Source organism: Streptomyces sp. NPDC039736 (assembly GCF_055596485.1).
Genome location: NZ_JBVIUQ010000007.1, coordinates 229,388 through 252,195, shown reverse-complemented (window position 1 = coordinate 252,195; position 22,808 = coordinate 229,388). Strand labels below are relative to the sequence as shown.

At 72.9% G+C, this 22,808-nt stretch carries 21 protein-coding genes; 12 read left to right on the top strand and 9 right to left on the bottom strand.

Going from position 1 to position 22,808, the window contains the following annotated elements; translation table 11 throughout:
* The first annotated feature begins 138 nt into the window (after positions 1-138).
* The 8 genes from ACZ56L_RS23150 (at position 139) to ACZ56L_RS23115 (ending at position 9,314) form a co-directional block, all read left to right on the top strand.
* Entirely contained in the window at positions 139-603 is a 465-nt protein-coding gene (locus ACZ56L_RS23150; RefSeq protein WP_471065955.1) for an SRPBCC family protein, read from the top strand.
* Between the two features lie 161 nt (positions 604-764).
* Positions 765-2,042 carry a cytochrome P450 gene (locus ACZ56L_RS23145; RefSeq protein ID WP_471066296.1) on the top strand — a complete coding sequence of 426 codons (1,278 nt, stop codon included), beginning with the start codon at positions 765-767 and terminating at the stop codon, positions 2,040-2,042.
* Between the two features lie 458 nt (positions 2,043-2,500).
* Complete coding sequence (locus ACZ56L_RS23140) at positions 2,501-3,508, top strand: glycoside hydrolase family 5 protein (protein ID WP_345219646.1); 1,008 nt, start codon at positions 2,501-2,503, stop codon at positions 3,506-3,508.
* Between the two features lie 185 nt (positions 3,509-3,693).
* Positions 3,694-5,043, top strand: a complete 1,350-nt coding sequence (locus tag ACZ56L_RS23135; protein ID WP_345219645.1) for a discoidin domain-containing protein — start codon at positions 3,694-3,696, stop codon at positions 5,041-5,043.
* Positions 5,043-6,338 carry an MFS transporter gene (locus ACZ56L_RS23130; RefSeq protein ID WP_468692884.1) on the top strand — a complete coding sequence of 432 codons (1,296 nt, stop codon included), beginning with the start codon at positions 5,043-5,045 and terminating at the stop codon, positions 6,336-6,338. Before ACZ56L_RS23135 ends, ACZ56L_RS23130 begins: the two co-directional genes overlap by 1 nt.
* Complete coding sequence (locus tag ACZ56L_RS23125) at positions 6,335-7,324, top strand: TolB-like translocation protein (RefSeq protein ID WP_471065952.1); 990 nt, start codon at positions 6,335-6,337, stop codon at positions 7,322-7,324. Before ACZ56L_RS23130 ends, ACZ56L_RS23125 begins: the two co-directional genes overlap by 4 nt.
* A gap of 121 nt (positions 7,325-7,445) precedes the next feature.
* Positions 7,446-8,189, top strand: coding sequence for a response regulator transcription factor (locus ACZ56L_RS23120; protein WP_471065950.1), 744 nt, complete (start codon positions 7,446-7,448; stop codon positions 8,187-8,189).
* A 9-nt stretch (positions 8,190-8,198) separates the two neighbouring features.
* On the top strand, positions 8,199-9,314 hold the full coding sequence (locus ACZ56L_RS23115; protein ID WP_471065949.1) for a sensor histidine kinase: 1,116 nt from the start codon (positions 8,199-8,201) through the stop codon (positions 9,312-9,314).
* Here ACZ56L_RS23115 and ACZ56L_RS23110 read toward each other — a convergent pair.
* Together ACZ56L_RS23110 and ACZ56L_RS23105 are read right to left on the bottom strand one after the other, a co-directional pair.
* Complete coding sequence (locus ACZ56L_RS23110) at positions 9,289-9,846, bottom strand: DM13 domain-containing protein (protein ID WP_471065947.1); 558 nt, start codon at positions 9,844-9,846, stop codon at positions 9,289-9,291. The genes ACZ56L_RS23115 and ACZ56L_RS23110 overlap by 26 nt on opposite strands.
* 277 nt (positions 9,847-10,123) lie before the next feature.
* Entirely contained in the window at positions 10,124-10,318 is a 195-nt protein-coding gene (locus ACZ56L_RS23105) for a hypothetical protein (protein ID WP_471065945.1), read from the bottom strand.
* 210 nt (positions 10,319-10,528) lie between these two features.
* Here ACZ56L_RS23105 and ACZ56L_RS23100 point away from each other — a divergent pair, with 210 nt between their 5' ends.
* Positions 10,529-11,497 carry a glutathione S-transferase family protein gene (locus ACZ56L_RS23100; RefSeq protein WP_345219639.1) on the top strand — a complete coding sequence of 323 codons (969 nt, stop codon included), beginning with the start codon at positions 10,529-10,531 and terminating at the stop codon, positions 11,495-11,497.
* A gap of 48 nt (positions 11,498-11,545) precedes the next feature.
* On the opposite strand, the gene ACZ56L_RS23095 is transcribed toward ACZ56L_RS23100, so the two are convergent.
* Entirely contained in the window at positions 11,546-12,475 is a 930-nt protein-coding gene (locus ACZ56L_RS23095) for an AraC family transcriptional regulator (RefSeq protein WP_471065943.1), read from the bottom strand.
* Between the two features lie 112 nt (positions 12,476-12,587).
* On the opposite strand from ACZ56L_RS23095, the gene ACZ56L_RS23090 reads away from it, so the two are divergent.
* Entirely contained in the window at positions 12,588-13,268 is a 681-nt protein-coding gene (locus tag ACZ56L_RS23090; protein WP_345219637.1) for an NAD(P)H oxidoreductase, read from the top strand.
* Positions 13,269-13,347: 79 nt separating this feature from the next.
* Here ACZ56L_RS23090 and ACZ56L_RS23085 read toward each other — a convergent pair whose 3' ends face one another.
* Together ACZ56L_RS23085 and ACZ56L_RS23080 are read right to left on the bottom strand one after the other, a co-directional pair.
* The gene (locus ACZ56L_RS23085; protein WP_471066294.1) at positions 13,348-15,372 is read right to left on the bottom strand and encodes a GTP-binding protein; all 2,025 of its coding nucleotides are present in this window, start codon (positions 15,370-15,372) and stop codon (positions 13,348-13,350) included.
* Positions 15,373-15,645: 273 nt separating this feature from the next.
* Positions 15,646-16,317, bottom strand: a complete 672-nt coding sequence (locus tag ACZ56L_RS23080; RefSeq protein ID WP_345219636.1) for an AIM24 family protein — start codon at positions 16,315-16,317, stop codon at positions 15,646-15,648.
* A 184-nt stretch (positions 16,318-16,501) separates the two neighbouring features.
* On the opposite strand from ACZ56L_RS23080, the gene ACZ56L_RS23075 reads away from it, so the two are divergent.
* Entirely contained in the window at positions 16,502-17,233 is a 732-nt protein-coding gene (locus ACZ56L_RS23075; RefSeq protein ID WP_345219635.1) for a DUF7873 family protein, read from the top strand.
* Positions 17,234-17,666: 433 nt separating this feature from the next.
* Here ACZ56L_RS23075 and ACZ56L_RS23070 read toward each other — a convergent pair whose 3' ends face one another.
* Entirely contained in the window at positions 17,667-17,909 is a 243-nt protein-coding gene (locus ACZ56L_RS23070; protein WP_345219634.1) for a DUF6411 family protein, read from the bottom strand.
* A gap of 335 nt (positions 17,910-18,244) precedes the next feature.
* Between ACZ56L_RS23070 and ACZ56L_RS23065 the strand changes: the two genes are divergently transcribed.
* A complete protein-coding gene (locus ACZ56L_RS23065) occupies positions 18,245-19,837 on the top strand; it encodes a S8 family peptidase (RefSeq protein ID WP_468692867.1) in 1,593 nt (530 codons plus the stop codon).
* 136 nt (positions 19,838-19,973) lie between these two features.
* On the opposite strand, the gene ACZ56L_RS23060 is transcribed toward ACZ56L_RS23065, so the two are convergent.
* From ACZ56L_RS23060 to ACZ56L_RS23050, 3 genes are read right to left on the bottom strand one after another with little or no spacing between them, the layout of a single operon-like run.
* Entirely contained in the window at positions 19,974-20,990 is a 1,017-nt protein-coding gene (locus tag ACZ56L_RS23060; protein ID WP_468692864.1) for an ABC transporter substrate-binding protein, read from the bottom strand.
* A 14-nt stretch (positions 20,991-21,004) separates the two neighbouring features.
* Positions 21,005-21,784, bottom strand: a complete 780-nt coding sequence (locus ACZ56L_RS23055; RefSeq protein ID WP_345219632.1) for an ABC transporter ATP-binding protein — start codon at positions 21,782-21,784, stop codon at positions 21,005-21,007.
* A 1-nt stretch (position 21,785) separates the two neighbouring features.
* Positions 21,786-22,805: a FecCD family ABC transporter permease gene (locus ACZ56L_RS23050; protein WP_471066291.1), complete on the bottom strand. Its 1,020-nt coding sequence runs from the start codon at positions 22,803-22,805 to the stop codon at positions 21,786-21,788.
* Between the last annotated feature and the right edge of the window lie 3 nt (positions 22,806-22,808).

The window sequence follows — 22,808 nt, the reverse complement described above, 5'->3', positions numbered from 1 at the left end:
CGTCTCGCGCACCTACACGGCATGCGGACCGGGGGAAGGGCGAGTAGACCGGGACCACAGGGGCACCCGGCGAGTGCCGCACCCAGTCGGCCGGTCCTCCGCGACCGGCCGACGACCAGCCGACATCCAGGAGGACACGTGGCCGTCCGACACCAGCTCATCCGCCGCCCGCCGGACGCCCTGTGGGCGGTGCTCAGCGACGCGTCGCGTTACGGGGAATGGGTGGTGGGCACGCACTCCACCCGCCCGGACACCGGGGCCTGGCCGAAGCAGGGGGCGACCCTGCGCTACACCGTCCGCCTGGGCCGCAAGGAGTTCGAGGGGCACACCACCGTGCGCCGCCACGAGCCTCCGCACTCCCTGGAGCTGGAGGCGTACAGCGGGCCGCTGGGCACCGCGCGGATCGCCTTCGACATCAGGCCGTGGGGCGAACACACCCTGGTGACCCTGGACGAGCACCCGCTGCGCGGCGTGGGCGGCGCGCTGCACAACGGTGCGCTGGACGCGCTGATGCAGTTGCGGCACCGCAGTCTGCTGGGCCGCCTGGCCCGCACCGTGGAGGAGTCGAGCCCGGACCGGAGCGGGCAGGACGCCCGGGTCTGACGCCGCGGCTCCGGCGCCGGGGCCGCGACGCGCCTTCCGCCGCCCCGCCCCCGGCGTCCCGCGGGTCCGTCGCACGGAAGCACGACCAGCACACCGTGCGCGGCAAGCACGAAATGCACGACAAGCACGACGAGCACGACGAGCACGAGAAGAGAGAACGCATGATGGACAGCACCCTGCCCCTGCTTCTGAAGGGCTACGCCTGGCTGCCCGACCGGCACCGGCGCGAGGGGAGCTGGCCCGTGCACACGCGGCTGGCCGGGCGCCGGGCGCTGGCCCTGCACGGCCCGGACGCGGTGCGCTGGTTCTACGACGAGCACAACGTCGTACGCGAGGGCGCCCTGCCGGGGCCGCTCCTGGACACCCTGTTCGGGCGGGGCGCGGTGCACACCCTGGACGGCGGGGCCCACCGGGTCCGCAAGTCGCTCTTCATGGCCGAGCTCAAGGACGCCGGCGGGCTGCGGGACCTGTCCGACCGGCTGGCCCGCGAGTGGGACCGGACGGTGGCCGCGTGGCCCGGCCGGGACCGGGTGGTGCTCTTCGACGAGGTGTCCGAGATCATCACCCGGGCGGTCTGCGACTGGGCGGGCGTCGCCCTGCCCGCCGGCCCGGACGGCTCGCGGCACCTGGCCGCCGACCTGGTCGCCATGGTCGACGGCTTCGCCACGGCGGGTCCCCGGCACTTCCGCGCCCGCCGGGCCCGGGCGAGGCAGGAGGCCAGGATCGCGGAACTCGTGACGGCCGAGCGCCGGCGGGCGGGGACCGGGACGGAAGCGGGCGGACCGTCCGTCAAGGCGGCCACGGCGTTCGCCGCCGTCGCCCACCACCGGGACGCCGACGGCGCCCTGCTGGACCCGCACACGGCGGCCGTCGAGGTGCTCAACGTCATCCGGCCCACCGTGGCGGTCAGTTGGTACCTGGCGTTCGCCGCCCACGCGCTGCACCGGTGGCCCGAGCAGCGCGAGCGGCTCGCCGCGGGGGACGCGGCCCGGGCCCTGGCGTTCGCCCAGGAGGTGCGCCGCTTCTACCCCTTCGCGCCCTTCGTCGCCGGTCTGGCCACCGACACCGCGCAGTGGGACGGCCGGCCGGTGCCCGCCGGCACGATGGTGGTCCTCGACCTCTACGGCCACGACCACGACCCGGCGCTCTTCCCCGACCCCTACGCCTTCGACCCCGGCCGCTTCCTGGACCGGGCGCCCGGCCGGGACGAACTCGTCCCCCAGGGCGGCGGCGATCCGGCCACCGGGCACCGCTGCCCCGGCGAGGACGTGACGCTCGCGGTGCTGGCGACGCTGACGCCGCGGCTGGCACGACTGGCGTACGACGTGCCGGAACAGGACCTCCGCATCCCCCTGAACCGGATGCCGACCCGGCCGCGCAGCGGCTTCGTCCTCACGGACGTACGGACGAACGCGCGGGACACCGACGCAGCCGGATGACGCGCCGGCCGGGCGCGGGGCGCGTTCCGCACCGCGCCCGGCCGGGACGGGCACACAGGCGCAGCCGTCGGGGTCCCGCAGGGCCCGCACCCCGTGCAGCCGCCCCGGCCGGGCGGGTGCGGGGGGGGGCGGACGCGCCTGAGCGTGCCGGTGCTCCGTGTCGGTACGGCGACCGGCGGACGGCGGGTGACCCCGTCGTCCGGTGTACACGAAATGAACGAGGGGGAGCCCCGCCGAGCGCGGCGATCTCCCGTAGTCCAACAGCCCTCCCCCCGCGCCGGGTTCAGGAGGGCTTTCTGCCGCCCACGAGCAACTCCTCATATTCCGCTTAATCGTTAGGAAGGTTTCCCAACACTCTTGACGCCGCCTGGGCGGACCCCTAGCTTTCACGCCAGGAACACACGCTCACCCCACACCTGGAGTTCGTGATGCGCCGGTCCGCCCGATCTGTCATGTCCATGGCCAGCGGCTCCCTCGCGGCCGTCCTGCTGGCCCTCTCCGGCACCGCCTCCGCGTCCCCCGCGGGGGATTCCTCCTCCTCCGCACCGGGGGCCCGTGCGATCAACGGTCCCCTCAAGGTCTGCGGCACCCAGCTCTGTGACGCCGACGGCAAGGCCGTCCAGCTCAACGGCATGAGCACCCACGGCACGCAGTGGTTCCCCCAGTGCGTCACCAGCAAGTCCATGGACGCGCTCGCCACCGACTGGCGCGCCGACGTCCTGCGCGTCTCCACGTACGTCCAGGACGAGGGCTACGAGGACGACCCCGCCAAGTTCACCGCCCGCGCGCAGAAGTTCGTCGACCTGGCCCTCGCCCGGGGCATGTACGCGATCATCGACTGGCACATGCTGGAGCCGGGCGACCCGCACTACAACCTGGAGCGGGCGAAGACCTTCTTCACCGCCATGGCGAAGAAGTACAAGGACCACCCCGGCGTCCTCTACGAGATCGCCAACGAGCCGTCCGGCGTCAGTTGGTCGCGCGTCAAGTCCTACGCCGAGCAGGTCATCCCGGTCATCCGCGCCAAGGACCCCGACTCGGTGGTGCTCGTCGGAACGCGCGCCTGGTCGTCCTTCGGGGTGTCCGAGGACTCCGACGAGTCCGAGGTGGTGAACAACCCGGTACGGGCCTCGAACATCATGTACACCTTCCACTTCTACGCGGCCTCGCACCGCGAGGAGTACCTGCAGACGCTCGACCGGGCCTCCGACAAGCTGCCCGTCTTCGTCACCGAGTTCGGCACCCAGAACTACAAGGGCGAGGACGCCAACGACTTCGCGATGGCGCAGAAGTACCTCGACCTCATGAAGCGCAAGAAGATCTCCTGGGTCAACTGGAACTACTCCGACGACCACCGCTCCGGCGCCGTCTTCAAGGACGGCGTGTGCGACACCGACGACAAGTGGACCGGCACGTCCGTCCTCAAGGAAGCCGGCGTCTGGATCCGGAGCAAGATCCGCGCCTGAGCCGCACCACCAGCACCGATTTCGACGTACGGCGGCTCGGCGCGGTGCCCGCGTTGCGACGGGCATGACGCGCTCAGCGAGAGCTCTGACCCGGCCGCCGTTCCGCCGTCCCGCCCGCCCCGGCGGGCGGGACGGCGGCCCGCACACATTCCAGCTCTCCTCGCCCCACGTCAGGGAGTCCAGGTATGCGCCTGAACGTCTCAGCCCATCTCCCCCCTTCCCCCGGAAGGACCCCCACCCTCCTCCTCTCCCTCACCGCCCTGCTCGCCCTCGTCGGCGGGCTCCTCCTCGCCCTTCCCGGCCCGGCCACGGCCGCCGCCGACCCGGTCATCTCCGGGGGGAAGGCCACCACGTCCTCCTCCGACGAGTCCTCCTCCTTCGGCCCCGAGAACGCCGTCGACGGCGACCCCGCCACCCGCTGGGCCAGCGCCGAGGGCAAGGACCCGCAGTGGCTGCGCATCGACCTGGGCGCCAACGCCTCCGTCTCGCGGGTCCGGCTGGTCTGGGAGGCCGCCTACGCCAAGGCGTACCGCGTCGAGACGTCGGCGGACGGGGTGGCCTGGACCACGATCGCCCAGGAGACCGCCGGAAACGGCGGCACCGACGACCTCACCGCCCTCACCGGCACCGGCAGGTACCTGCGCGTGTACGGCACCGCGCGCGGCACCGAGTACGGCTACTCGCTGTTCGAGGCGGAGGTGTACGGCACCCTCGACTCCACCCCGCCGCCCACCGGCGCCTTCACGGTCGTCGCGGCCGGTGACATCGCCGCCCAGTGCACCGCGTCCGACAGCAACTGCGCCCACCCCAAGACCGCCAAGCTGGCGCAGCAGCTCAACCCGAAGTTCTACCTGACCATGGGCGACAACCAGTACGACGACGCCCGCCTGAGCGACTTCCGCGCCTACTACGACAAGACCTGGGGCGCCTTCAAGGCCAAGACCCGCCCGGTGCCCGGCAACCACGAGACGTACGACCCGGCGGGCTCCCTCTCCGGCTACAAGTCCTACTTCGGCTCCATCGCCTACCCGAAGGGCAAGAGCTACTACAGCTACGACGAGGGCAACTGGCACTTCGTCGCCCTCGACTCCAACTCCTTCGACAAGGCCGAGCAGATCAACTGGCTGAAGGCCGACCTCGCCGCCAACAGCAAGAAGTGCATCGCCGCCTACTTCCACCACCCGCTCTTCTCCTCCGGCGGGCACGGCAACGAGCTGGTCTCCAAGCCGGTGTGGAAGATCCTGTACGGCGCCAAGGCCGACGTCGTCCTCGGCGGCCACGACCACCACTACGAGCGGTTCGCCCCGCAGGACCCCGAGGGCAAGGCCAAGGCCGACGGGATCGTGCAGATCGTCGGCGGCATGGGCGGCGCCGAGCCCTACCCGATCGAGGAGATCCAGCCGAACAGCCAGAAGCGGATCAGCGGCCCCTACGGCGTGCTGAAGATGGACTTCGACGACACCGGCTACGCCTGGAGCTACATCGGCGTCGACGGCAAGGTGAAGGACACGAGCCCGAAGTACAGCTGCCACTGATGTACCTGGCAGCCAACGGCCGCCCGGACGCGCCGCCCCGCCCCGCAGGGGCCCGGCGGCGCGTGCCCGGCACCGTCATCGCACTCGGCGCGGTCAGCCTCGTCACGGACGTCTCCTCGGAGATGGTCACGGCGGTGCTGCCGCTCTACCTGGTCCTCGGTCTGGGTCTCACCCCGCTCCAGTTCGGCTTCCTGGACGGCCTGTTCAACGGGGCGACCGCCCTCGTGCGGCTGCTCGGCGGACGGCTCGCCGACCGCGGGGGCCGGCACAAGCGGGTCGCCGGGGCCGGCTACCTGCTCTCCGCCCTCTCCCGGCTCGGGCTGCTCCTCGCGGGCGGCGCCACCGCCGGGATCGCCGCCTCGCTCGCCGCCGACCGGCTCGGCAAGGGCGTGCGCACCGCGCCCCGGGACGCCCTGATCTCGCTCAGCTCCCCGCCCGGCGAACTGGGCCGCTCCTTCGGCGTGCACCGGGCGATGGACACCACCGGCGCGCTGCTGGGCCCCCTGGTCGCCTTCGCCGTGCTGTGGGCGACCGCCGACGCCTACGACGCGGTGTTCGTGGTCAGCTTCTGCGTGGGCCTGCTCGGCGTACTGCTGCTCGTGATGTACGTCCCGGCGGCCCCCGCCGGCCCGCCCGTCCGCACGCGCCCCGCCACCCACCGGCCGCTGCGCGACCCCGCCTTCCGGCGCATCCTGTACGCCGCCTCCCTGCTCGGCGCGGCCACCATCGGCGACGCCTTCCTCTACCTGCTGCTCCAGCAGGGCCTGGACCTCCCGCCGGCCCTGTTCCCGCTGCTGCCGCTCGGCGCCGCCGTCGGTTACCTGCTGCTCAGCGTCCCGGCGGGCCGGATCGCCGACCGGACCGGACGCCGGGTGCCGTTCCTGCTCGGGCACGCCGCGCTGCTCGGCGCGTACGCCGTGCTGCTCGGCCCGGTGACCTGGACGACGCTCGTCGTCGTCCTCGCCCTGCTGGGCGTCTTCTACGCCGCCACCGACGGCGTCCTGATGGCCCTCGCCGGTCCCGTGCTGCCCGCGCACGGCCGGGCGAGCGGATTCGCGATCCTGCAGACCGGGCAGGCCCTGGCCCGGCTGGTCGGCGCGGCCGGCTTCGGCGCGGCCTGGACCTTCTGGGGGTCGGGGCCCGCCCTGGCGACGGCGGCGGCCGTCCTGGCGGCGGCCCTGGTCGCGGCGTGGCGCGTGCTGCCCGCCTCCCCGCCGCCGCCCTCCTCCGCCGCCGCCTCCCCGCCGCCCACCTCCTCCGCTCCCGCTCCCTCTGCCGCCCCGGAGGCGTCATGAATCTCCGCAACCGGCGACTGCGTCTGGTCCTGGTGGTCGCCGCCGTGCTCCTGCTGGGGGGCGGCTCGCTGGGTTACGTCCTGCACGCCCGCGAGCGCCAGGCCCCGGCGGGCCAGGTGCAGGCCGACGCCTCGTTCACCCTCGCCGCGCCGGGCCTGTACTTCCGCGAGGGGGACTCGGGCCGGGTCGCGCGCCGGGTCGCCGGCCAGGCGTCCGCGCAGACCGGCGGGCCCTCCTGCGACCGGTTCCACGCGGCGGGGCAGCACGCCCTGTGCCTGCGGAAACTGCCCGGGGTGCCCGCCCGCACGCACGCCGTCGTCCTCGACCGGAACCTGCGGGAGGTCCGCCGGGTCACCGTCGCGGGCATCCCCAACCGGGCCCGGGTCTCCGCCTCGGGCAACGTCCTGGCCTGGACCACCTTCGCCACCGGCGACTCCTACGCCACGTCGGCCTTCTCCACCCGGACGGCCGTCCTGGACCTGCGGACCGGGTTCCTGGTCAAGTCGATCGAAGGCATCCCGCTGACCATCGACGGGGTCCGCCACCACTCCCCCGACGTCAACTTCTGGGGCGTGACCTTCGCCCGCGACGACAACCGCTTCTACGCCACCGTCTCGACCAAGGGCAGGACCCACCTCGTCGAGGGCGACCTGCGGAAGTGGTCGGCCAAGGCGCTGCGCACGAACGTCGAATGCCCCTCGCTGTCGCCGGACAACACCCGGATCGCCTTCAAGAAGAAGGTCAGGGACGACCCCTCGAAGCCCTGGCAGCTGTACGTCCTGGACCTGGCGACCCTGCGCGAGCACGCGCTCGCCGAGACCCGCAGCGTCGACGACCAGGCCGCCTGGCTGGACGACGCCACCCTCGGGTACGCCCTGCCGGGACAGGACGGCCGCAGGAGCGACCTGTGGACCACCCCCGCCGACGGCACCGGCGCTCCCCGCCTCTCCGTCCCGGGCGCCTCCTCCCCGGTGGCGGTGCGCTGACCCGGCCGCCCCCGGCCCACGACGGCGGGCCGGGGGCGGAAGTCCTTACGGAACGCGGACGTCCGCGCGCTGCGGCCGCCCGCGTGCGCCTCCCCGCCCGCGCGGATGCGAGGCTGTGCGGATGGGGAACGTGCAGCGGGTGCTGGTGGTGGACGACGACCCGACCGTGTCCGAGGTGGTCGCCGGGTACCTGGAGCGGGCCGGGTTCGCGGTGGACCGCGCCGCCGACGGGCCCGGTGCGCTGGCCGCGGCCCGCCGCCGCCGGCCCGACCTGGTGGTCCTGGACCTGATGCTGCCCGGCATGGACGGCCTCCGGGTCTGCCGCACGCTGCGGGCGGACGGGCCCGTTCCGGTGATCATGCTGACCGCCCGCAGCGGCGAGGAGGACCGCATCCTCGGGCTGGAGGTGGGGGCCGACGACTACGTGACCAAGCCGTTCAGCCCCCGCGAACTGGTCCTGCGGGTCGCCTCCGTGCTGCGCCGCGCCTCCCGGCCCCCCGCGCCGGGTCCCGTGCTGCGCGCGGCCGGCCTCGAACTCGATCCGGCGGCGCGGCGGGCCCGCCAGGACGGGCGCGAGCTGTCCCTCACGCAGCGGGAGTTCGACCTGCTCGCCCACTTCCTGCGGCACCCGGGGCAGGTGTGCGGCCGGGAGCTGCTGATGCGGGAGGTGTGGGGGTGGGAGTTCGGCGACCTCTCCACCGTCACCGTCCATGTGCGGCGGCTGCGCAGCAAGATCGAGGAGGACCCGGCCCGCCCCCTGCTGATCCAGACGGTCTGGGGCGCCGGATACCGTTTCGACCCGCCGCAACTCCCACCGCGGGACCGGATGCAGGACCCGCCGCGGCCCCGGACGGCGGAGAGCTGAGGGCCGCCCGTGCGCGACATCCTGATCATCGCCCTCTACGCCTTCCTCGGCGCGGCCGGGGCCGGGCTGCTGGGCGCCGCCGTCCTGCACCTGCTGCGCCGCCGTTCGGTCGCGGTGTCGCTCGCCGTGGTGGCGGCGGTCGCGGTGGGCGCGATGCTCGCCGGGACCCTCGCCGTGGCCTGGGCGATGTTCCTGTCCCCCCACGACCTCTACGTGGTCACGCTGGTCGTCGCGATGGCGGCGGGGGTCTCGCTCCTCACCGCGCTCGCCCTCGGCCGCCGCCTCGTCGTCAGCACCCGGCAACTCGTGCACTCGGCGCGGGAGTTCGGCGACGGCGGCACCTTCACCCCGCCGCCGCCGGGAGCCGCGCCCGCCGAGCTGGCCGCCCTCAGCGCCGAGCTCGCCGCGACGGCCGCCCGGCTGGCCGGGGCGCGCGCACGCGAGCGCACCCTGGAGGCGTCCCGGCGCGAGCTGGTGGCCTGGATCTCGCACGACCTGCGCACCCCGCTGGCCGGTCTGCGCGCCATGTCGGAGGCGCTGGAGGACGGCGTCGCGCAGGACACCGCCCGCTACCACCGGCAGATCCGCACCGAGGTGGACCGGCTCAACTCCATGGTCGGCGACCTGTTCGAGCTCTCCCGTATCCACGCCGGCGCGCTCGCCCTGCAACCGGTCCGGATGTCGGCGTACGACCTGGTCGGCGAGGCCCTGGAGGGGACGGACCCGCTCGCCCGGGAGCACGGGGTGCGGCTCGTCGGGGAGCGGGTCGATCCGGTGCCGCTGGAGGTGGACGGCCGGGAGATGTCCAGGGTGCTGGCGAACCTCCTGGTCAACGCGATCCGTCACACGCCGGCCGACGGCACGGTGACGGTCGCCGCCGAGCAGCGGGCCGCCGGGGCGGTCCTGTCCGTCACGGACGGCTGCGGCGGCATCCCGGCCGAGGACCTGGCCCGGGTCTTCGACACCGGCTGGCGCGGCACCGCGGCCCGGACCCCGCCGGCCGGGGCGGGCCTGGGCCTGGCCATCGTGCGCGGCATCGTGGAGGCGCACTCCGGGCGGGCCGAGGTCCGCAACGTGCCGGGCGGCTGCTGCTTCGAGATCACGCTGCCGACCGCCGGGGCGTGAGGTCGGCGGCGCCGAAGGACACCGAGAAGCGCTCGCACCAGATGACGGCGCTGCGGTAGGCGGAGAGATCGGTTCCGGCCGGGACGGCGTAGTTCTGGTCGCCCCGGTTGCCCTTGAGCCCGCCCAGCTCCACCGCGCCCTCGCCGAGGTCCCTCTCCGCCCCCTCGGCGTCCTCGCGCGACAGGTAGACCCGTACGTCCGGGCCCTCCGAGGTCACGAGTCCCTCGAGGCGCAGCACGGTCCCGGCGCCGCCGGCGAGGCGGACCGTGCGGGCGGTGCCCGTGGTGGTGTGCTCGTGGCTGACGAAGTCGCCCCGGGCGAGGTCGACGGGGCCGGCCGGGCCCGGGGCGGGCGTCGCGCCCGGCGGGCCGGGGGCGGTGGGGGCGGCCGCCGCGGGGGGAAGCGCCTCGTTCACGGTGGTCGTGGTGAACGCCTTCCAGGGCTGGAAGGCGTAGAGGGCGGCCCCCGCGGCCACGGTCAGGACGACCAGCAGGGCGACGAGCGTGCGGCGGCGTGCGGCGGGCGCGGGCATGGGAACTCCAGGGGGGCTGGGCCGGGACGGACGGGCCCGCGCAGGGTGCCGGGCCGGGTCTTCGTGCCCCCAGTGAACCCACGGCAGCGCCCGCCGGGCGAGCCCTGGCGGGGGCCGTAAGAGATCGGTAACACCTGCCCGGCCGATGGCACTTCACCACGGCGGCCGGGTGCGCGGCCCACCGCATCCGGAACCTCGAACTGACGACGCACGGCGCGGCGCGGGGCCGCCTGCCGGGTCATGCCGGCAGTCCGGCCCCTCGGGCCGAGGCGTCCTCTCAGTGGCCCGAGGCGTCCTCCTGGGCCTCCTCGTTGGGGGACAGCGCGTCCCCGGCCTCCCCGTCGTGGTCCGCGGGGAGGTCGGTCCGGCCGACATCGCAGGTCTCGGCCTCCTCGAACTCCTTCAGGGCCTCGTCGAGAGCCGTCTCCGGGCGTCCGGCGTCCTGGTCCGACTGGTGCTGGGGGCTGGTCATGCGCGTCCTCACTCCTGGCCTGTACGCGTCCTCGGGTCCGCGTGCCTCCGCGCTCTGTTCGCAGCGGCTGCGTACACACGTAACCCGCTCCCCCGTCCCGTAACCCGTGCAGATGACATCGGTCCGCCGTACGGGACAGAATCGGCATTCGTCGCACAACGGGCCGACGGCGTCGGCGCGGCGCATTCACGAGCGAGAGGGAGAGCCGGGATGGGCAACGAGTCCTACGGGAAGAAGCGGTTCAAGAGGTCGCGCAGTCACTTCGCGGACCGGATCACCGCCGACGGGCGCGACGGCTGGCCGGTGGAGGCGGGGCGCTACCGGCTCGTGGTGAGCCTGGCGTGCCCGTGGGCCGGCCGGGTGCTCGTCGCGCGCCGGCTGCTCGGCCTGGAGTCCGCCCTGTCGCTCGGGATCACCGACCCGATCCAGGACGACCGGAGCTGGCGCTTCACCCTCGACCCGGACGGCCGCGATCCGGTCCTGGGCATCCGGTACCTGAGCGAGGCGTACGAGGCGCGGGAGAAGGACGCGCCGGGCGGGGTGAGCGTGCCGGCGATCGTGGACGTGCCCAGTGGGCGGCTGGTCACCAACGACTTCCAGCAGATCACCCTCGACCTGGCCACCGAGTGGACGGAGCTGCACCGTCCGGGAGCGCCCGACCTGTATCCGCGGGCCCTGCGCGCGGAGATCGACGAGGTGATGGAGGACGTCTTCCAGGACCTCAACAACGGTGTGTACCGGGCGGGGTTCGCGACCGGCCAGGAGGAGTACGAGAGTGCGTGCCGGGACGTCTTCCGCCGGCTCGACGCGCTGACGCGGCGGCTCGCCGGCCGGCGCTACCTGGTGGGCGACACCCTCACCGAGGCCGACATCCGGCTGTTCACGACGCTGGTGCGCTTCGACGCGGTCTATCACGGCCACTTCAAGTGCAACCGGTACAAGCTCAGCGAAAACCCCGTGCTGTGGGCGTACGCCCGGGACCTCTTCCAGACGCCGGGGTTCGGGGACACCGTGGACTTCGACCACATCAAACGCCACTACTACCGGGTCCACCGGGGCATCAACCCGACGGGCGTCGTGCCGCTGGGGCCGGACACCGACGGCTGGACCACCCCGCACGGCCGCGAGCGCCTGGGCGGCCGTCCCTTCGGAGAGGGAACGCCGCCGGGCGCGCCCTGACGCGGTCCGCGCACCGGCCGTGGGCGCCGGCGCGTACGGCCGGGGCGGTCAGGCCGCCGCGGTGCGGAACGCGCGGGGGCTCTCGCCGGTGTGGCGTTTGAACGCGGCGCTGAAGCCGAAGGCGTCGGCGTAGCCGACGGACCTTCCGACCTGCGCGACGCTGAGGTCCGTGTCGGTCAGCAGCGTCTCGGCCTCGGCCATCCGGCATTCCGTGAGGTAGGCCAGGGGCGGCCGGCCCATCAGCGCGGTGAAGCGCTTGGCGAACAGGGCCCGGGAGACCCCGGCCCGGGTGGCCAGCGAGGCGACCGTCCAGGGTTCGGCGGGCCGGTCGTGGAAGGCCTGGAGGGCGGGGCCGAGGACCTCGTCGGCGAGGCCCCGGTACCAGCTCGGCGCGTCGGCGCCGGCCTGGTCGAACCAATTGCGCAGGGTGCACACCAGCGCCCAGTCGAGGAGCCGGTCCATCAGCGCCTGTGATCCTGCGGTGAGTTGGGCGGCGTCGGCGGCGGCCTGTTCAAGCCAGGCGCAGACCTCCGCGTCCTCCGTGACCACCAGGACGGGCGGCAGCGCGCGCAGCAGCCGCTCGTGGCGGCGGCCCGAGGCGCGGTAGGCGCCCACGATCAGCGCGGTCGCCGCCTCCGTTTCGCCGCCCCAGCGGATTCCGGCGAGCTCCTCGGCGGTGCACTCCGCGTCCGCGGCGAAACAGGCGATCTCGTAGGTGGAGTGGGGGCGTCGGACGCTGTCGGGGCGGTCCGCCAGGTGGAACGGCGCGGGGCCGCGCACGATGGCCGTGTCACCCGCGCGGACCGTCCGCCGCGTGCCGTCGGGCAGCAGCAGGGTGCCGCCGCCGCGCAGCACGCTGACCATGGTCAGCGGCGCCCCGTCGGCGAAGCGGATGGTCCAGGGCGCCGTCAGTACGGCGTGGCTGACGACCGAGCCCTCGGCCCGGATGCCGCTCAGGAGCGAACTCAGAGGATCCATGGAAGCAGCGTAGACGATCGCCTATGTTCCGTAGCGTTTCTCCCATGGATCATCTATCCCGCCGGGGCTGTACTGGGTTCATCGCACCGACCGAGACCTACCGGGAGACACCGTGACCGAGCTCGCCAGCCAGAGCAGGACCGCCCTCGTCGTCGTCGCGCACCACCGCGCCGACTCCCTCACCGCGCACACCGCCCGCCGGGCCGCCGCCCGGCTCGAAGCGGCCGGGTACCGCGTCGACCTGCTCGACCTGCACGCGGAAGGGTTCGACCCGCGGATGAACACCGCGGACGAGCCGGACTGGGGCAACAGGGAGAAGGCGTACTCGGACGAAGTGCAGGCCCACATGCGGCGCGTCCTCGACGCCGATGTCGTCGTCGCCGTCTTCCCCGTCTACTGGCAGAGCGTGCCCGCCGTGCTCAAGGGCTGGATCGACCGCGTGTGGAACTACGGGTTCGCCTACGGCCGCAGCAAGCCCCGCCTCGCCGGCAAGCGCATGCTGTGGCTGGGCCTGGCCGGCGCCCCGTCCGACGATCCCGTCGTGGCGGGGATGCAGGCCGTCCTGGACAGCGGCCTGAACGACGGCATCGCCTCCTACTGCGGTTTCTCCCGGTCCACCGTCGGCCTGCTCACCGACGCGGAGGAGCGGCCCCAGCGCGTCGACGCCGAAGGCAACCTCCTGGTCGGCCAGGCGGTCACGGGCGCCGAACGGGAGGCGCAGTACGCCGACTTCGACCGCCGCGCCCAGGAGTTCGTGGACAGGTTCGTCGCCGAGGAGCTCGTCGCGGCCTGACCGCCGGCGGTCACCGCGCGCCCGCCGGTGCGCGGCGTCCGCCGACGGCGCCGCGCACCGGCCGCGGCCCGTCACCGTCTCAGACCCTGCGCACGACGTGCAGCAGGTACTCCCGGCGGTGCAGCGGGTTGTGGTCGGTGCGCGCCCTGGACGGGGGCCGCCGGGTGGCCGTCACCGGCCGGTGACGGGCGAAGGAGGTCTCCAACAGCCCCTCGCCGCCGGTGAGCCCGGCCAGCCGGCGTTCCAGCGGGTGGACGGAGGCGGCCGGGATCTCACCGGTCAGCGAGCAGCCGTACCGCTCGACGCGCGGTGCGGCCGGCACCGCCCGCAGGCGGGCCAGGAGTGGCACGACCTGTCCGAGCGCGGCCGACGGGACTTCGAGGCGGAAGTCGTGCATCGGCTCCAGCACGGTGGTCCCGGCCCGGCGCAGCGCGCTCATCAGCACCAGCGGGGTCAGGCCGCGGAAGTCGGCGGCGGTGCTCCGCACGGAGCAGAATCCGCTGTGCGTCAGCGTCACGACGCAGTCGCTCACCTGCCAGCCGTACAGGCCCTGGTGGAGCGTCGCCCGGACGGTGTCCTCCACGGCGCGCATGAACGCGTGGGGCATCGAGCCGAGTTCGACGCCCAGCCGGTGGTCCACGCCGCTTCCGGGCGGGCCCGGCTCCACCCGCAGTCCGACGGTCGCGGCGAAGGGGTTTCCGTCCTCCCCCCTCGTTTCGTGCGCCTGCCCCGGACCGTCGACGCTCTCCCGGTGCAGGGTGGTGGTCGCGGAGAACGAGACGGGGATGCCGTAGTCCTCGTCGAGCGTCGTCCCGATGACCTCCTTCTGCACCTCCCCGTACAGCGATACGGAGGTCTCGCGCCGGATCTCGTCGTGCCGCAGCCCGATCAGCGGGTCCTGCTCGGCGAGTTGCAGGAGCGCGGAGTGCAGGGCGGCGCGGTCGCCGGGGCGGACCGGCCGGACGACGGTCTCCAGGGCGGGCGGCGCGAAGTGGCGGTCCGTCCCCGTCCGCGGCCCGGGCCTACCGATCGTGTCGCCCACCCGTACGTCGGCGAGGCCGAGCAACTGGCCTATCTGCCCGGCCGCGACCGCCCGCGCACCGGTGACCGTGCCCTCCGCGAAGACCCGCACTCCGGTCACCCTGCCCTCCCGGGCCGCGCCCGGGCCCTGCCGGAGGGTCACGTGGTCGCGTACCCGCACCCGTCCGCCGAACAGCCGGACGTACGCGATCCGCTCCCCGGCGGCGCCCCGCTCGACCTTGAAGACCGTGCCCGAGACCGGTTCGTCCGGGGCTCCCCCGGCCGGCGGCAGCAGTTGGCCGATGCCCTCGGCGAGGGCGTCGACGCCTGCCCCGGTGACGGCCGATCCGAAGAACACCGGGTGGATCAGCGCCCGGTGGGTCTGCCGCACGAGTTCCGCGCGCAGCCGGGCGGGCGGCAGCGGGTGCGGCAGGGCGTTCAGGCAGGCGGCCAGCACGGCGTCGTCCTGCTCCGCGAGGCGCTGCCCCAGACGGTCGGCGAAGTCCGCGTCCGCTTCGGGGTACGGCTGGAAGGAGGCGGTGGGGAGGCCCGCGTCGTGGACCGCGCCCAGCGGGGCGAGCGCGGGGGTGAGCCGGTCGCCGAGGGAGCGCAGCAGGGAGGTGTCCTGCGCCCCCCTGCGGTCGATCTTGTTGACGAAGATCAGGGTGGGGATGCGCAGGCGTCGCAGGGTGCGCATCAGGACGCGGGTCTGCGCCTGGACGCCTTCGACGGCGGACACCACCAGGACGGCCCCGTCGAGCACGCCGAGGACCCGTTCCACCTCGGCGATGAAGTCGGGGTGCCCGGGGGTGTCGATGAGGTTGACCGTACGGCCGTCGAGTGCGAACGACGCGACGGCGGACTTGATGGTGATGCCGCGGCGGCGCTCCAGCGCGAGGGTGTCGGTGTGGGTGCTGCCCGCGTCGACGCTGCCGATCTCGTCGAGGACTCCGGCGAAGTGCAGGAGCCGCTCGGTGAGGCTCGTCTTGCCCGCGTCCACGTGGGCGACGATGCCCAGGTTGAGGGCGTCAGACCCGGGGGTCGGGGAGGCGGAGCGCGCGGGGTTGGGCGCGCCCGCGGAGATGTGCGTTTCCGTGTGCACTGACGATCCGGTTCTCTGAAGAGGTGAAGGGGGCCTTCGGAGGGAACGCGGAAAGTCGGCGCATGTGCTGTCTCCTTGCGGGGTGGCTACGAGTGCTGGTCGCACCCTGCCGCAGGCGGGCCGGGGCCGCAATCGAATTGTGTGCGCGCGAATCGTGTGCGCGGGAGGAGGGCGGGACCGCGCGGGCGCAGCGCGCCCGTCCCCTTCCCGGCGCTCGTGCCGAGGGGCCCCTCGGCACGGACGCGTGCGGCGGGGTCAGGACGACGGAGTGGGCTTGGGCTCGCCGGGATTGACCACGACGACCCCCTCCCCTTCCAGCTTCAGCTGCACGGCCTCGCCCGAGCCGCCCTTCACCATGGACCCGATGCTCTGCGAGCGGTGCAGCGAGGTGCTCAGCGCCGGGCTCCAGGCGACCACGGCGTCCGTGTCCACGTGGACGGGTGCCTGCGGCGTCACCGGCAGCACCAGCGGGATGCCCGCACTGGTGAGCGCCAGCCGGCCGGTGCCGGTGAAGGTGCAGTTGAACAGGCCGCCGCCGGCCATCCCGGCGCCCTTGACGGTGGTGATGTCGTAGTTCAGGGAGGCGTCGAAGCACAGGACGTTCTTGCCGTTGACCGTCAGGCCGTGGTTCTCGTCCACGTCGACGAGGAAGCAGTGGGCCGCGTCGGAGGCGAACCACGCCTCGCCCTCGCCGGTGACTGTCATGAGGGCCAGGCCCTCGCCGGTCACCGCGCGCTTGAGGAAGTTGCCCACGCCCTGGCCCTGGCGCTCGAACTCCAGGGACCCGCGCCAGGCGACCATGGTGCCCTGCCTTGCCCGTGCCTCGCCCTTGACGGCGTACCGCACCGCCATGGCGTTCTCCTGGGTGAGCCCGGGGGCCGACACGGGCTGGACGAGGTTCTCGGGATCGAAGAGGTTTCTCAGCATGCCGGTCCCGGTACCCGGCCGTGCGGCGGTCATACGAACGGAGTTGTACGTTCCGCGCACAGGTGGTTCCGCGCACAGGTTCACGTCTTGTGTTCACGTCCCGTGCGGACGTCGCGCCCGCCGTGTGCGAGCCGCGCGGTGAAAATCGGATGTGCTGACGGCGCGGGCTTGTTAGGTTCGCCGGGTGCCGAAGCTGAATCAGATCATCGCCGTCGAAAAGGGCGTCAAGTCCAAGGCCCTCCAGGAACTCACCCAGGCCCACCAGGACGTGCAGAAGCCCGCCCTGCTGGCCGGCATCTCCCGGACCTACCAGCCCAAGGACGAGGAGGGCGAGCAGTTGCCGCCCGAGTCCACCCGGGTGCAGATCAAGGCCGAGGACGCGCTGCGGGCGACCGCCGGAACGCTGACGCGACTGTTCGACGTGACCGCGACGAAGGACTGGGCGAACCGGTCCGCGGCCGCGGACGTGGTGGTCGACGGTGCGGTGCTGCTGCCCCAGGTGCCCGTCCCGTACCTGCTGTTCCTGGAGAAGCAGCTCACCGATCTGCACACCTTCGTGCGCAAGCTGCCGGTGCTGGACGCCTCCGAGTCGTGGAACCTGGACCCCTCGACGGATTCCTGGAAGACGGAACCGGTGCGGACCATCCGGACGAAGAAGGTTCCGCGCAACCACGTGAAGGCCGAGGCCACCGAGAAGCACCCGGCGCAGGTCGAGGTGTACTACGAGGACGTGCCGGTCGGTTACTGGACCACGGTGAAGTTCTCCGGCGCACTGCCCGCCCGGCGCGTCAACGAGCTCCTGGAGCGCGTCGAGAAGCTCCAGCAGGCGGTCAAGTTCGCCCGTGAGGAGGCGAACAACACGGAGGTCACCGACCAGCGGGTCGGCGACGCGGTATTCGGCTACCTCTTCCGGTAGCCCCACACACGCCCTCCGTCGCGAGCGGAGGGTGCGCGATGAGCGCAAGCTGAAACTGATGTTGAAGCTGATCAAGGGGTGTCAGTCGGGGGTTCGAATCCCTCCCCCCGCACCACGTGCGGGGGTGGCCCAGACCTGGCAGAGGCGGCCCCGTGAAACTCAGATTCTCGCTCCAGTCTCAGTATTCGCCGCCGAACACCGGATCGACCGGCCGTGGGCGAACATCGACGGATGGAGGTTCAAGTCCTCTCGGCGCCTCTTGCGTGGCGCTGTAGTTCAAAGGCAGAACACGTCGATCTCAACCTGATCCGCGGTCTTCAACGCCGCCGGTGTGCGCAATTGGGTGGCAAGCTGGAGCCCGGGAGCTGGACATGCTCCCGGGCTCCGTCACGTTCCGGCGCGTTCTTCGCGCCGAATTCCGGCCGGTTTCCGGTCAGAAGGGCATCCGTCCGCGGCCCTTGCGGCCGGCCGCACCGCTGCGGGAGACGGCCCGGGAGCTGGTGCCGAACGGCTTGCTCAGCCAGCGGCCGAGCGGCCCCGGGGCCTTGCTCGCGGCACGCGAACCCGCGCCGAGCGTGCGCTGGGTGCCGCGCTCCGGGTGCCGCGAGAGCCGGGGCAGGAAAAAGGCCAGGACCAGCAGGACGACACAGACGACGACGATGCCGACGACCATCATGGGGACACCTCGGTTCACTGGGGAAGGGGACGGCAGGGGACGCGTTCCGTGTGCCCCGCACCGCACCGCTTACGCCCCGCGCCCGGCCGCAGCTCCGCCCGGGTCCCGGGCGCCGACCTTGTCCACGCATATGACGGATCGTCATGTCGGTTGTGTGGCACAGGTGTTACGGGAGTGCGAGACCTCTTGTGGGGTCCGGGGGGATGGGCCAGTCTTTCGGTGTCGGCGGGTCGGCGGCAAGCCGGGATTCACCGCGCGTTGGCTTGTCATGCCCCTGTCGTGCACTCCCCCACAGCTGCACCCCGGTGCACCACCCCACGAGGAGGATCCCTCCGATGTCGATGCATTCAGCGCCTTCCCGCAGCGGTTTCGTCGCCCGAAGATGGGCGGTGGCCGGCGCCACCTCCGTGGCCGCCCTCGCGCTCGGCGCCGTCTCCGTGCTGCCCGCCGCCGCCGCTCCGGCCGCCGCGGAAGGCCGGATCGAGAACGCCGGCGTCGCCGGAGCCGTTCCCGGCAGCTACATCGTCACCCTCAAGGACTCCGTCGTCGACGCCGAGTCGCCGCGGGGCCAGGCGCTCGCCAAGCGGTACGGGGCCACGATCAAGGACACGTACGAGCGGGCTCTCAACGGGTACGCGGTCGAGCTGTCCGAGGCCCAGGCGAAGAAGTTCGCCGCCGACCCGGCGGTCGCCTCGGTCGCCCAGAACCGCGTCTTCAGGATCTCCGCCACCCAGCCCAACCCGCCCTCCTGGGGCCTGGACCGCATCGACCAGCGGGCCCTGCCGCTGGACCGGAGCTACACCTACCCCGACTCCGCGGGCGAGGGCGTGACGGCGTACATCATCGACACCGGTGTCCGCATCACCCACAGCGACTTCGGCGGCCGCGCCAGCTACGGCTTCGACGCGATCGACAACGACAACACCGCCCAGGACGGCAACGGCCACGGCACGCACGTCGCGGGCACCGTCGGCGGCACCGCGTACGGCGTGGCCAAGAAGGCGAAGATCGTCGGCGTCCGCGTGCTCAACAACCAGGGCTCCGGCACCACCGCCCAGGTCGTCGCCGGCATCGACTGGGTGACCCGGAACGCCGTGAAGCCCGCCGTGGCCAACATGAGCCTCGGCGGCGGCGTGGACAGCGCGCTCGACACCGCCGTGCGCAACTCCATCGCCAGCGGCATCACGTACGCCGTCGCCGCGGGCAACGACAGCTCCAACGCGCAGAACTACTCCCCGGCGCGCGTCACCGAGGCGATCACGGTCGGCTCGACGACCAACACCGACGCCCGCTCCAGCTTCTCCAACTACGGCAGCGTGCTGGACCTGTTCGCCCCGGGCTCCTCCATCACCTCCTCGTGGAACACCGGCGACACGGCCACCAACACCATCTCCGGCACGTCGATGGCCGCTCCGCACGCGGCGGGCGCGGCCGCGCTCTACCTGGCCGCCAACCGGACCGCCACCCCGGCGCAGGTCTCCTCCGCGCTGACCGCCGCCGCCACCCCGAACGTGGTCGGCAACCCGGGCACCGGCTCCCCGAACAGGCTCCTGAACGTGGGGAGTTCGACCACCCCGCCGCCCGGCAAGCGCTTCGAGAACGCCACCGACGTGGCGATCGCCGACAACGCCACCGTGGAGTCCCCCGTCACCGTCAGCGGTGTCGCGGGCAACGCCCCGGCGGCCCTGAGCGTGCAGGTCGACATCAAGCACACGTACATCGGCGACCTGAAGGTCGACCTGGTGGCCCCCGACGGCAGCGTCTACAACCTGAAGGCGTTCGGCACGGGCGGCAGCGCCGACAACATCGCCCAGACGTACACCGTCAACGCGTCCTCGGAGCCGGCCAACGGCACCTGGAAGCTGCGGGTGGCCGACAACGCCAACGCGGACGTGGGCAAGATCGACCTCTGGGCCCTCCAGTTCTGACAGTTCCGACCCCGGGCAGTCGGCAGTACCGGGAATGAAGGACCGCTCCCCGGGGCGGGCCGGGCGGCGGGGCCCCTGGGCTCCCCGCCCCGGCCCGCCCCGGCTCGTCCCGGCTCATCCCGGGGCTGCCCGTGCTTCAGCCCTTCGGCCCGAGCTCGCGCAGGTACTTCGCGAACTTCTCCAGGCCGTCCATGTTGCGCGGCCCGCTGATGCCCTCGTTGTAGTCGAGGACGAAGAAGTTGTTCTTCTTGACGGCGGGGAGTTCCTTCGTGCGGGGCGAGTTCTTCAGGAAGTCGATCTTCTTCTGGGCGGGCAGATCCCCGTAGTCGAGGATCACGACGACCTCCGGCTCCGCCTCGGCGACGGCCTCCCAGTTCACCTGGGTCCAGCGCTGGTCGAGACCGTCGAAGACGTTCCGGCCGCCGGCGGACTTGATGATGTCGTTGGGCGGGACCTGGTTGCCCGCCGTGAAGGGCTGCTCGGTGCCCGAGTCGTAGAGGAAGACCGGGACCGGGTCGCCCTTGGGCGCCTGTGCCTCGACCTTCGCCACCCGCTCCTTCAGGCGGCCGACGACCGCTTTCGCCCGGTCTTCCACCCGGAAGATCTTCCCCAGCCGTGCCAGGTCCTCGTACAGGGCCTCGAAGGGGGTCGACTTCTCCGGGAAGCCCGGGTAGTTGAAGCAGCTCTCGCCGTGCAGGAAGCTCTGCACGCCCAGCTTGTCGAGGATCTGCGGGGTGATGCCCCGCTCGGCCTTGAACCCGGAGTTCCAGCCGGCCACGACGAAGTCCGACTTGGCCTTCACGACGATCTCCTTGTTGAGCAGGTCGTCGCTGAGCATCTTCACCTTGGCGTAGTCGGCCGCCCACGGCGACTCCGTCACCGGCGGGTTCGCCGGGGGCATGACGTACCCGTGGACGTGGTCCACCAGGCCCAGGCTGAACAGCTTGTCGGCGCTGCCGCCCTCGTACACGACGGCCCGTTGGGGAACCGTGTAGGCGACCGGTTCGCCGCACCTCTTGACCGTGACCTTCGGGGGCGCCTTGGCGTCCGCCTCGATCGTGGCGCCGCAGCCGCTGAGCAGCAGGACGGCGGCGAGGGCCGTGCCGAGGGCGACGGGGCGGCGCAGGGCGACGGGGGCGCTGTTCGTCTTCATGACGGGGGTGCCTTTCACGGGTTGTCACAGGAGGGGAGGGAGTACAGCAGTTGGGGGCCGCCCGTCAGCGGGTGGGGCACGACGCTCGCCGTGACGCCGAAGACCTCGGCGACGAGTTCCGGAGTGAGGACGTCCCGCGGCGGGCCCGCCGCGACCAGTCGTCCCTCGCTGAGCACGCCGATGCGGTCGCAGGCGGCCGCGGCGAGGTTGAGGTCGTGCAGGACGACCAGGACGGTGAGTCCCGAGCCGCGCAGCAGGGAGAGCAGTTCGACCTGGTGGCGGACGTCGAGGTGGTTGGTCGGTTCGTCCAGGACGAGGATCTCCGGTTCCTGGACGAGCGCACGGGCGAGCAGGACGCGCTGGCGTTCCCCGCCCGAGAGGGTGAGGATGCCGCGCCGGGCGAGGTGGCGGACGTCGAGCCGGTCCATCGCGCGCTCGCACAGTTCCCGTTCGCGGCGGTCGAGCGCCTGGTTGCCGCGCAGGTGGGGCGTGCGTCCCAGGGCGACGACCTCCTCGACGGTGAAGTCGAGGTCGACGGAGCCGTCCTGGGTCATGGCCGCGACGAGCTGGGCGCAGCGGCGCAGCGTCAGCGCGGAGAGGTCGTGGCCGTCCGCCCGTACGGCGCCCGCGCTGGGAGTGAGGGCCCGGTAGACGCACCGCAGGGCGGTGGACTTGCCGCTGCCGTTCGGTCCGACCAGTGCGACGACCTGCCCGCTCGGGACGTCCAGGGTCAGTGCGTCCACCAGCGTTCTGCCGTCGGTCTCGACGGAGATCCGGTCCAGTGCGAGATCCATGTCAACGCCCCCCGAACAGATAGCCCTTGCGGCGCATCACGGCCAGGAAGACCGGCACGCCGACGAGGGCGGTGATGATGCCCAGCGGCAGTTCGCGCGGTGCCACGAGCGTCCGGGACACCAGGTCGACCCACACCATGAACACCGCTCCGGCCAGCGGCGCCACGGCCAGCACCCGGGCGTGCGAGGCGCCGACGACCATGCGCACCAGATGCGGCATGACCAGTCCGACGAAGGCGATGGAGCCGCTGACGGCGACCATCACGCCCGTCATCAGCGAGGCCAGGACGAGCAGGGCCTTGCGGTGCCGGTCGGGGCCGATGCCCAGGCTCGCGGCGGTCTCGTCCCCGAGGGCGAGCACGTCGAGCGCCCGCCCGTACCGGTGCAGGACGAGCAGGCCGAGGACGACGACCGCGGAGACCACCGGGAGCGCCCCCCAGTCGGCGGCGCCGAAGCTGCCCATCGTCCAATACAGGACCATGCTGGTGGCCTCGCTGTCCGGGGCGGCGTAGATGAGCAGGCTCATCACCGCCTGGAAGCCCAGCGACAGGGCCACCCCGGTGAGCACGAGCCGCAGCGGGGAGAGCGCACCGCGCCGCGAGGAGGCGGCGTACACCAGGAACGACGCCGCGAGTGCTCCGAGGAAGGCGCCGGCCGAGACCGCGTGGACGCCCAGCGCGGCCAGGCCCCCGGTGACCGTCACGGCGACGGCCCCGACGGACGCGCCGGAGGAGACGCCCAGCACGAAGGGGTCGGCGAGGGCGTTGCGCACCATGGCCTGTACGGCCACGCCGACGGCGCTCAGCCCGGCTCCCACGAGCGCCGCGAGCAGGACGCGCGGGGTGCGGATCTCCCAGATGATCTGATACGTCGTCACCTCGGCGGCGGTGACGCTGCCGCCGCTGACGGCCGCCCACACGTACCGGGCGGTGTCCGCCGGGGAGACGACGGCGGCCCCCAGGCCGATCGCGACCACGATCGAGCACAGGAGGAGGACGGCCAGCAGGCCGCAGGCGAGCAGCAG

Coding starts and splice junctions, on each gene's coding strand:
- ACZ56L_RS23145 (WP_471066296.1), top strand. CDS start 765: ATGATGGACAGCACCCTGCCCCTGCTTCTGAAGGGCTACGCCTGGCTG.
- ACZ56L_RS23140 (WP_345219646.1), top strand. CDS start 2,501: ATGGCCAGCGGCTCCCTCGCGGCCGTCCTGCTGGCCCTCTCCGGCACC.
- ACZ56L_RS23135 (WP_345219645.1), top strand. CDS start 3,694: ATGCGCCTGAACGTCTCAGCCCATCTCCCCCCTTCCCCCGGAAGGACC.
- ACZ56L_RS23130 (WP_468692884.1), top strand. CDS start 5,043: ATGTACCTGGCAGCCAACGGCCGCCCGGACGCGCCGCCCCGCCCCGCA.
- ACZ56L_RS23125 (WP_471065952.1), top strand. CDS start 6,335: ATGAATCTCCGCAACCGGCGACTGCGTCTGGTCCTGGTGGTCGCCGCC.
- ACZ56L_RS23120 (WP_471065950.1), top strand. CDS start 7,446: ATGGGGAACGTGCAGCGGGTGCTGGTGGTGGACGACGACCCGACCGTG.
- ACZ56L_RS23110 (WP_471065947.1), bottom strand. CDS start 9,846: ATGCCCGCGCCCGCCGCACGCCGCCGCACGCTCGTCGCCCTGCTGGTC.
- ACZ56L_RS23105 (WP_471065945.1), bottom strand. CDS start 10,318: ATGACCAGCCCCCAGCACCAGTCGGACCAGGACGCCGGACGCCCGGAG.
- ACZ56L_RS23100 (WP_345219639.1), top strand. CDS start 10,529: ATGGGCAACGAGTCCTACGGGAAGAAGCGGTTCAAGAGGTCGCGCAGT.
- ACZ56L_RS23095 (WP_471065943.1), bottom strand. CDS start 12,475: ATGGATCCTCTGAGTTCGCTCCTGAGCGGCATCCGGGCCGAGGGCTCG.
- ACZ56L_RS23080 (WP_345219636.1), bottom strand. CDS start 16,317: ATGCTGAGAAACCTCTTCGATCCCGAGAACCTCGTCCAGCCCGTGTCG.
- ACZ56L_RS23070 (WP_345219634.1), bottom strand. CDS start 17,909: ATGATGGTCGTCGGCATCGTCGTCGTCTGTGTCGTCCTGCTGGTCCTG.
- ACZ56L_RS23065 (WP_468692867.1), top strand. CDS start 18,245: ATGTCGATGCATTCAGCGCCTTCCCGCAGCGGTTTCGTCGCCCGAAGA.
- ACZ56L_RS23060 (WP_468692864.1), bottom strand. CDS start 20,990: ATGAAGACGAACAGCGCCCCCGTCGCCCTGCGCCGCCCCGTCGCCCTC.
- ACZ56L_RS23055 (WP_345219632.1), bottom strand. CDS start 21,784: ATGGATCTCGCACTGGACCGGATCTCCGTCGAGACCGACGGCAGAACG.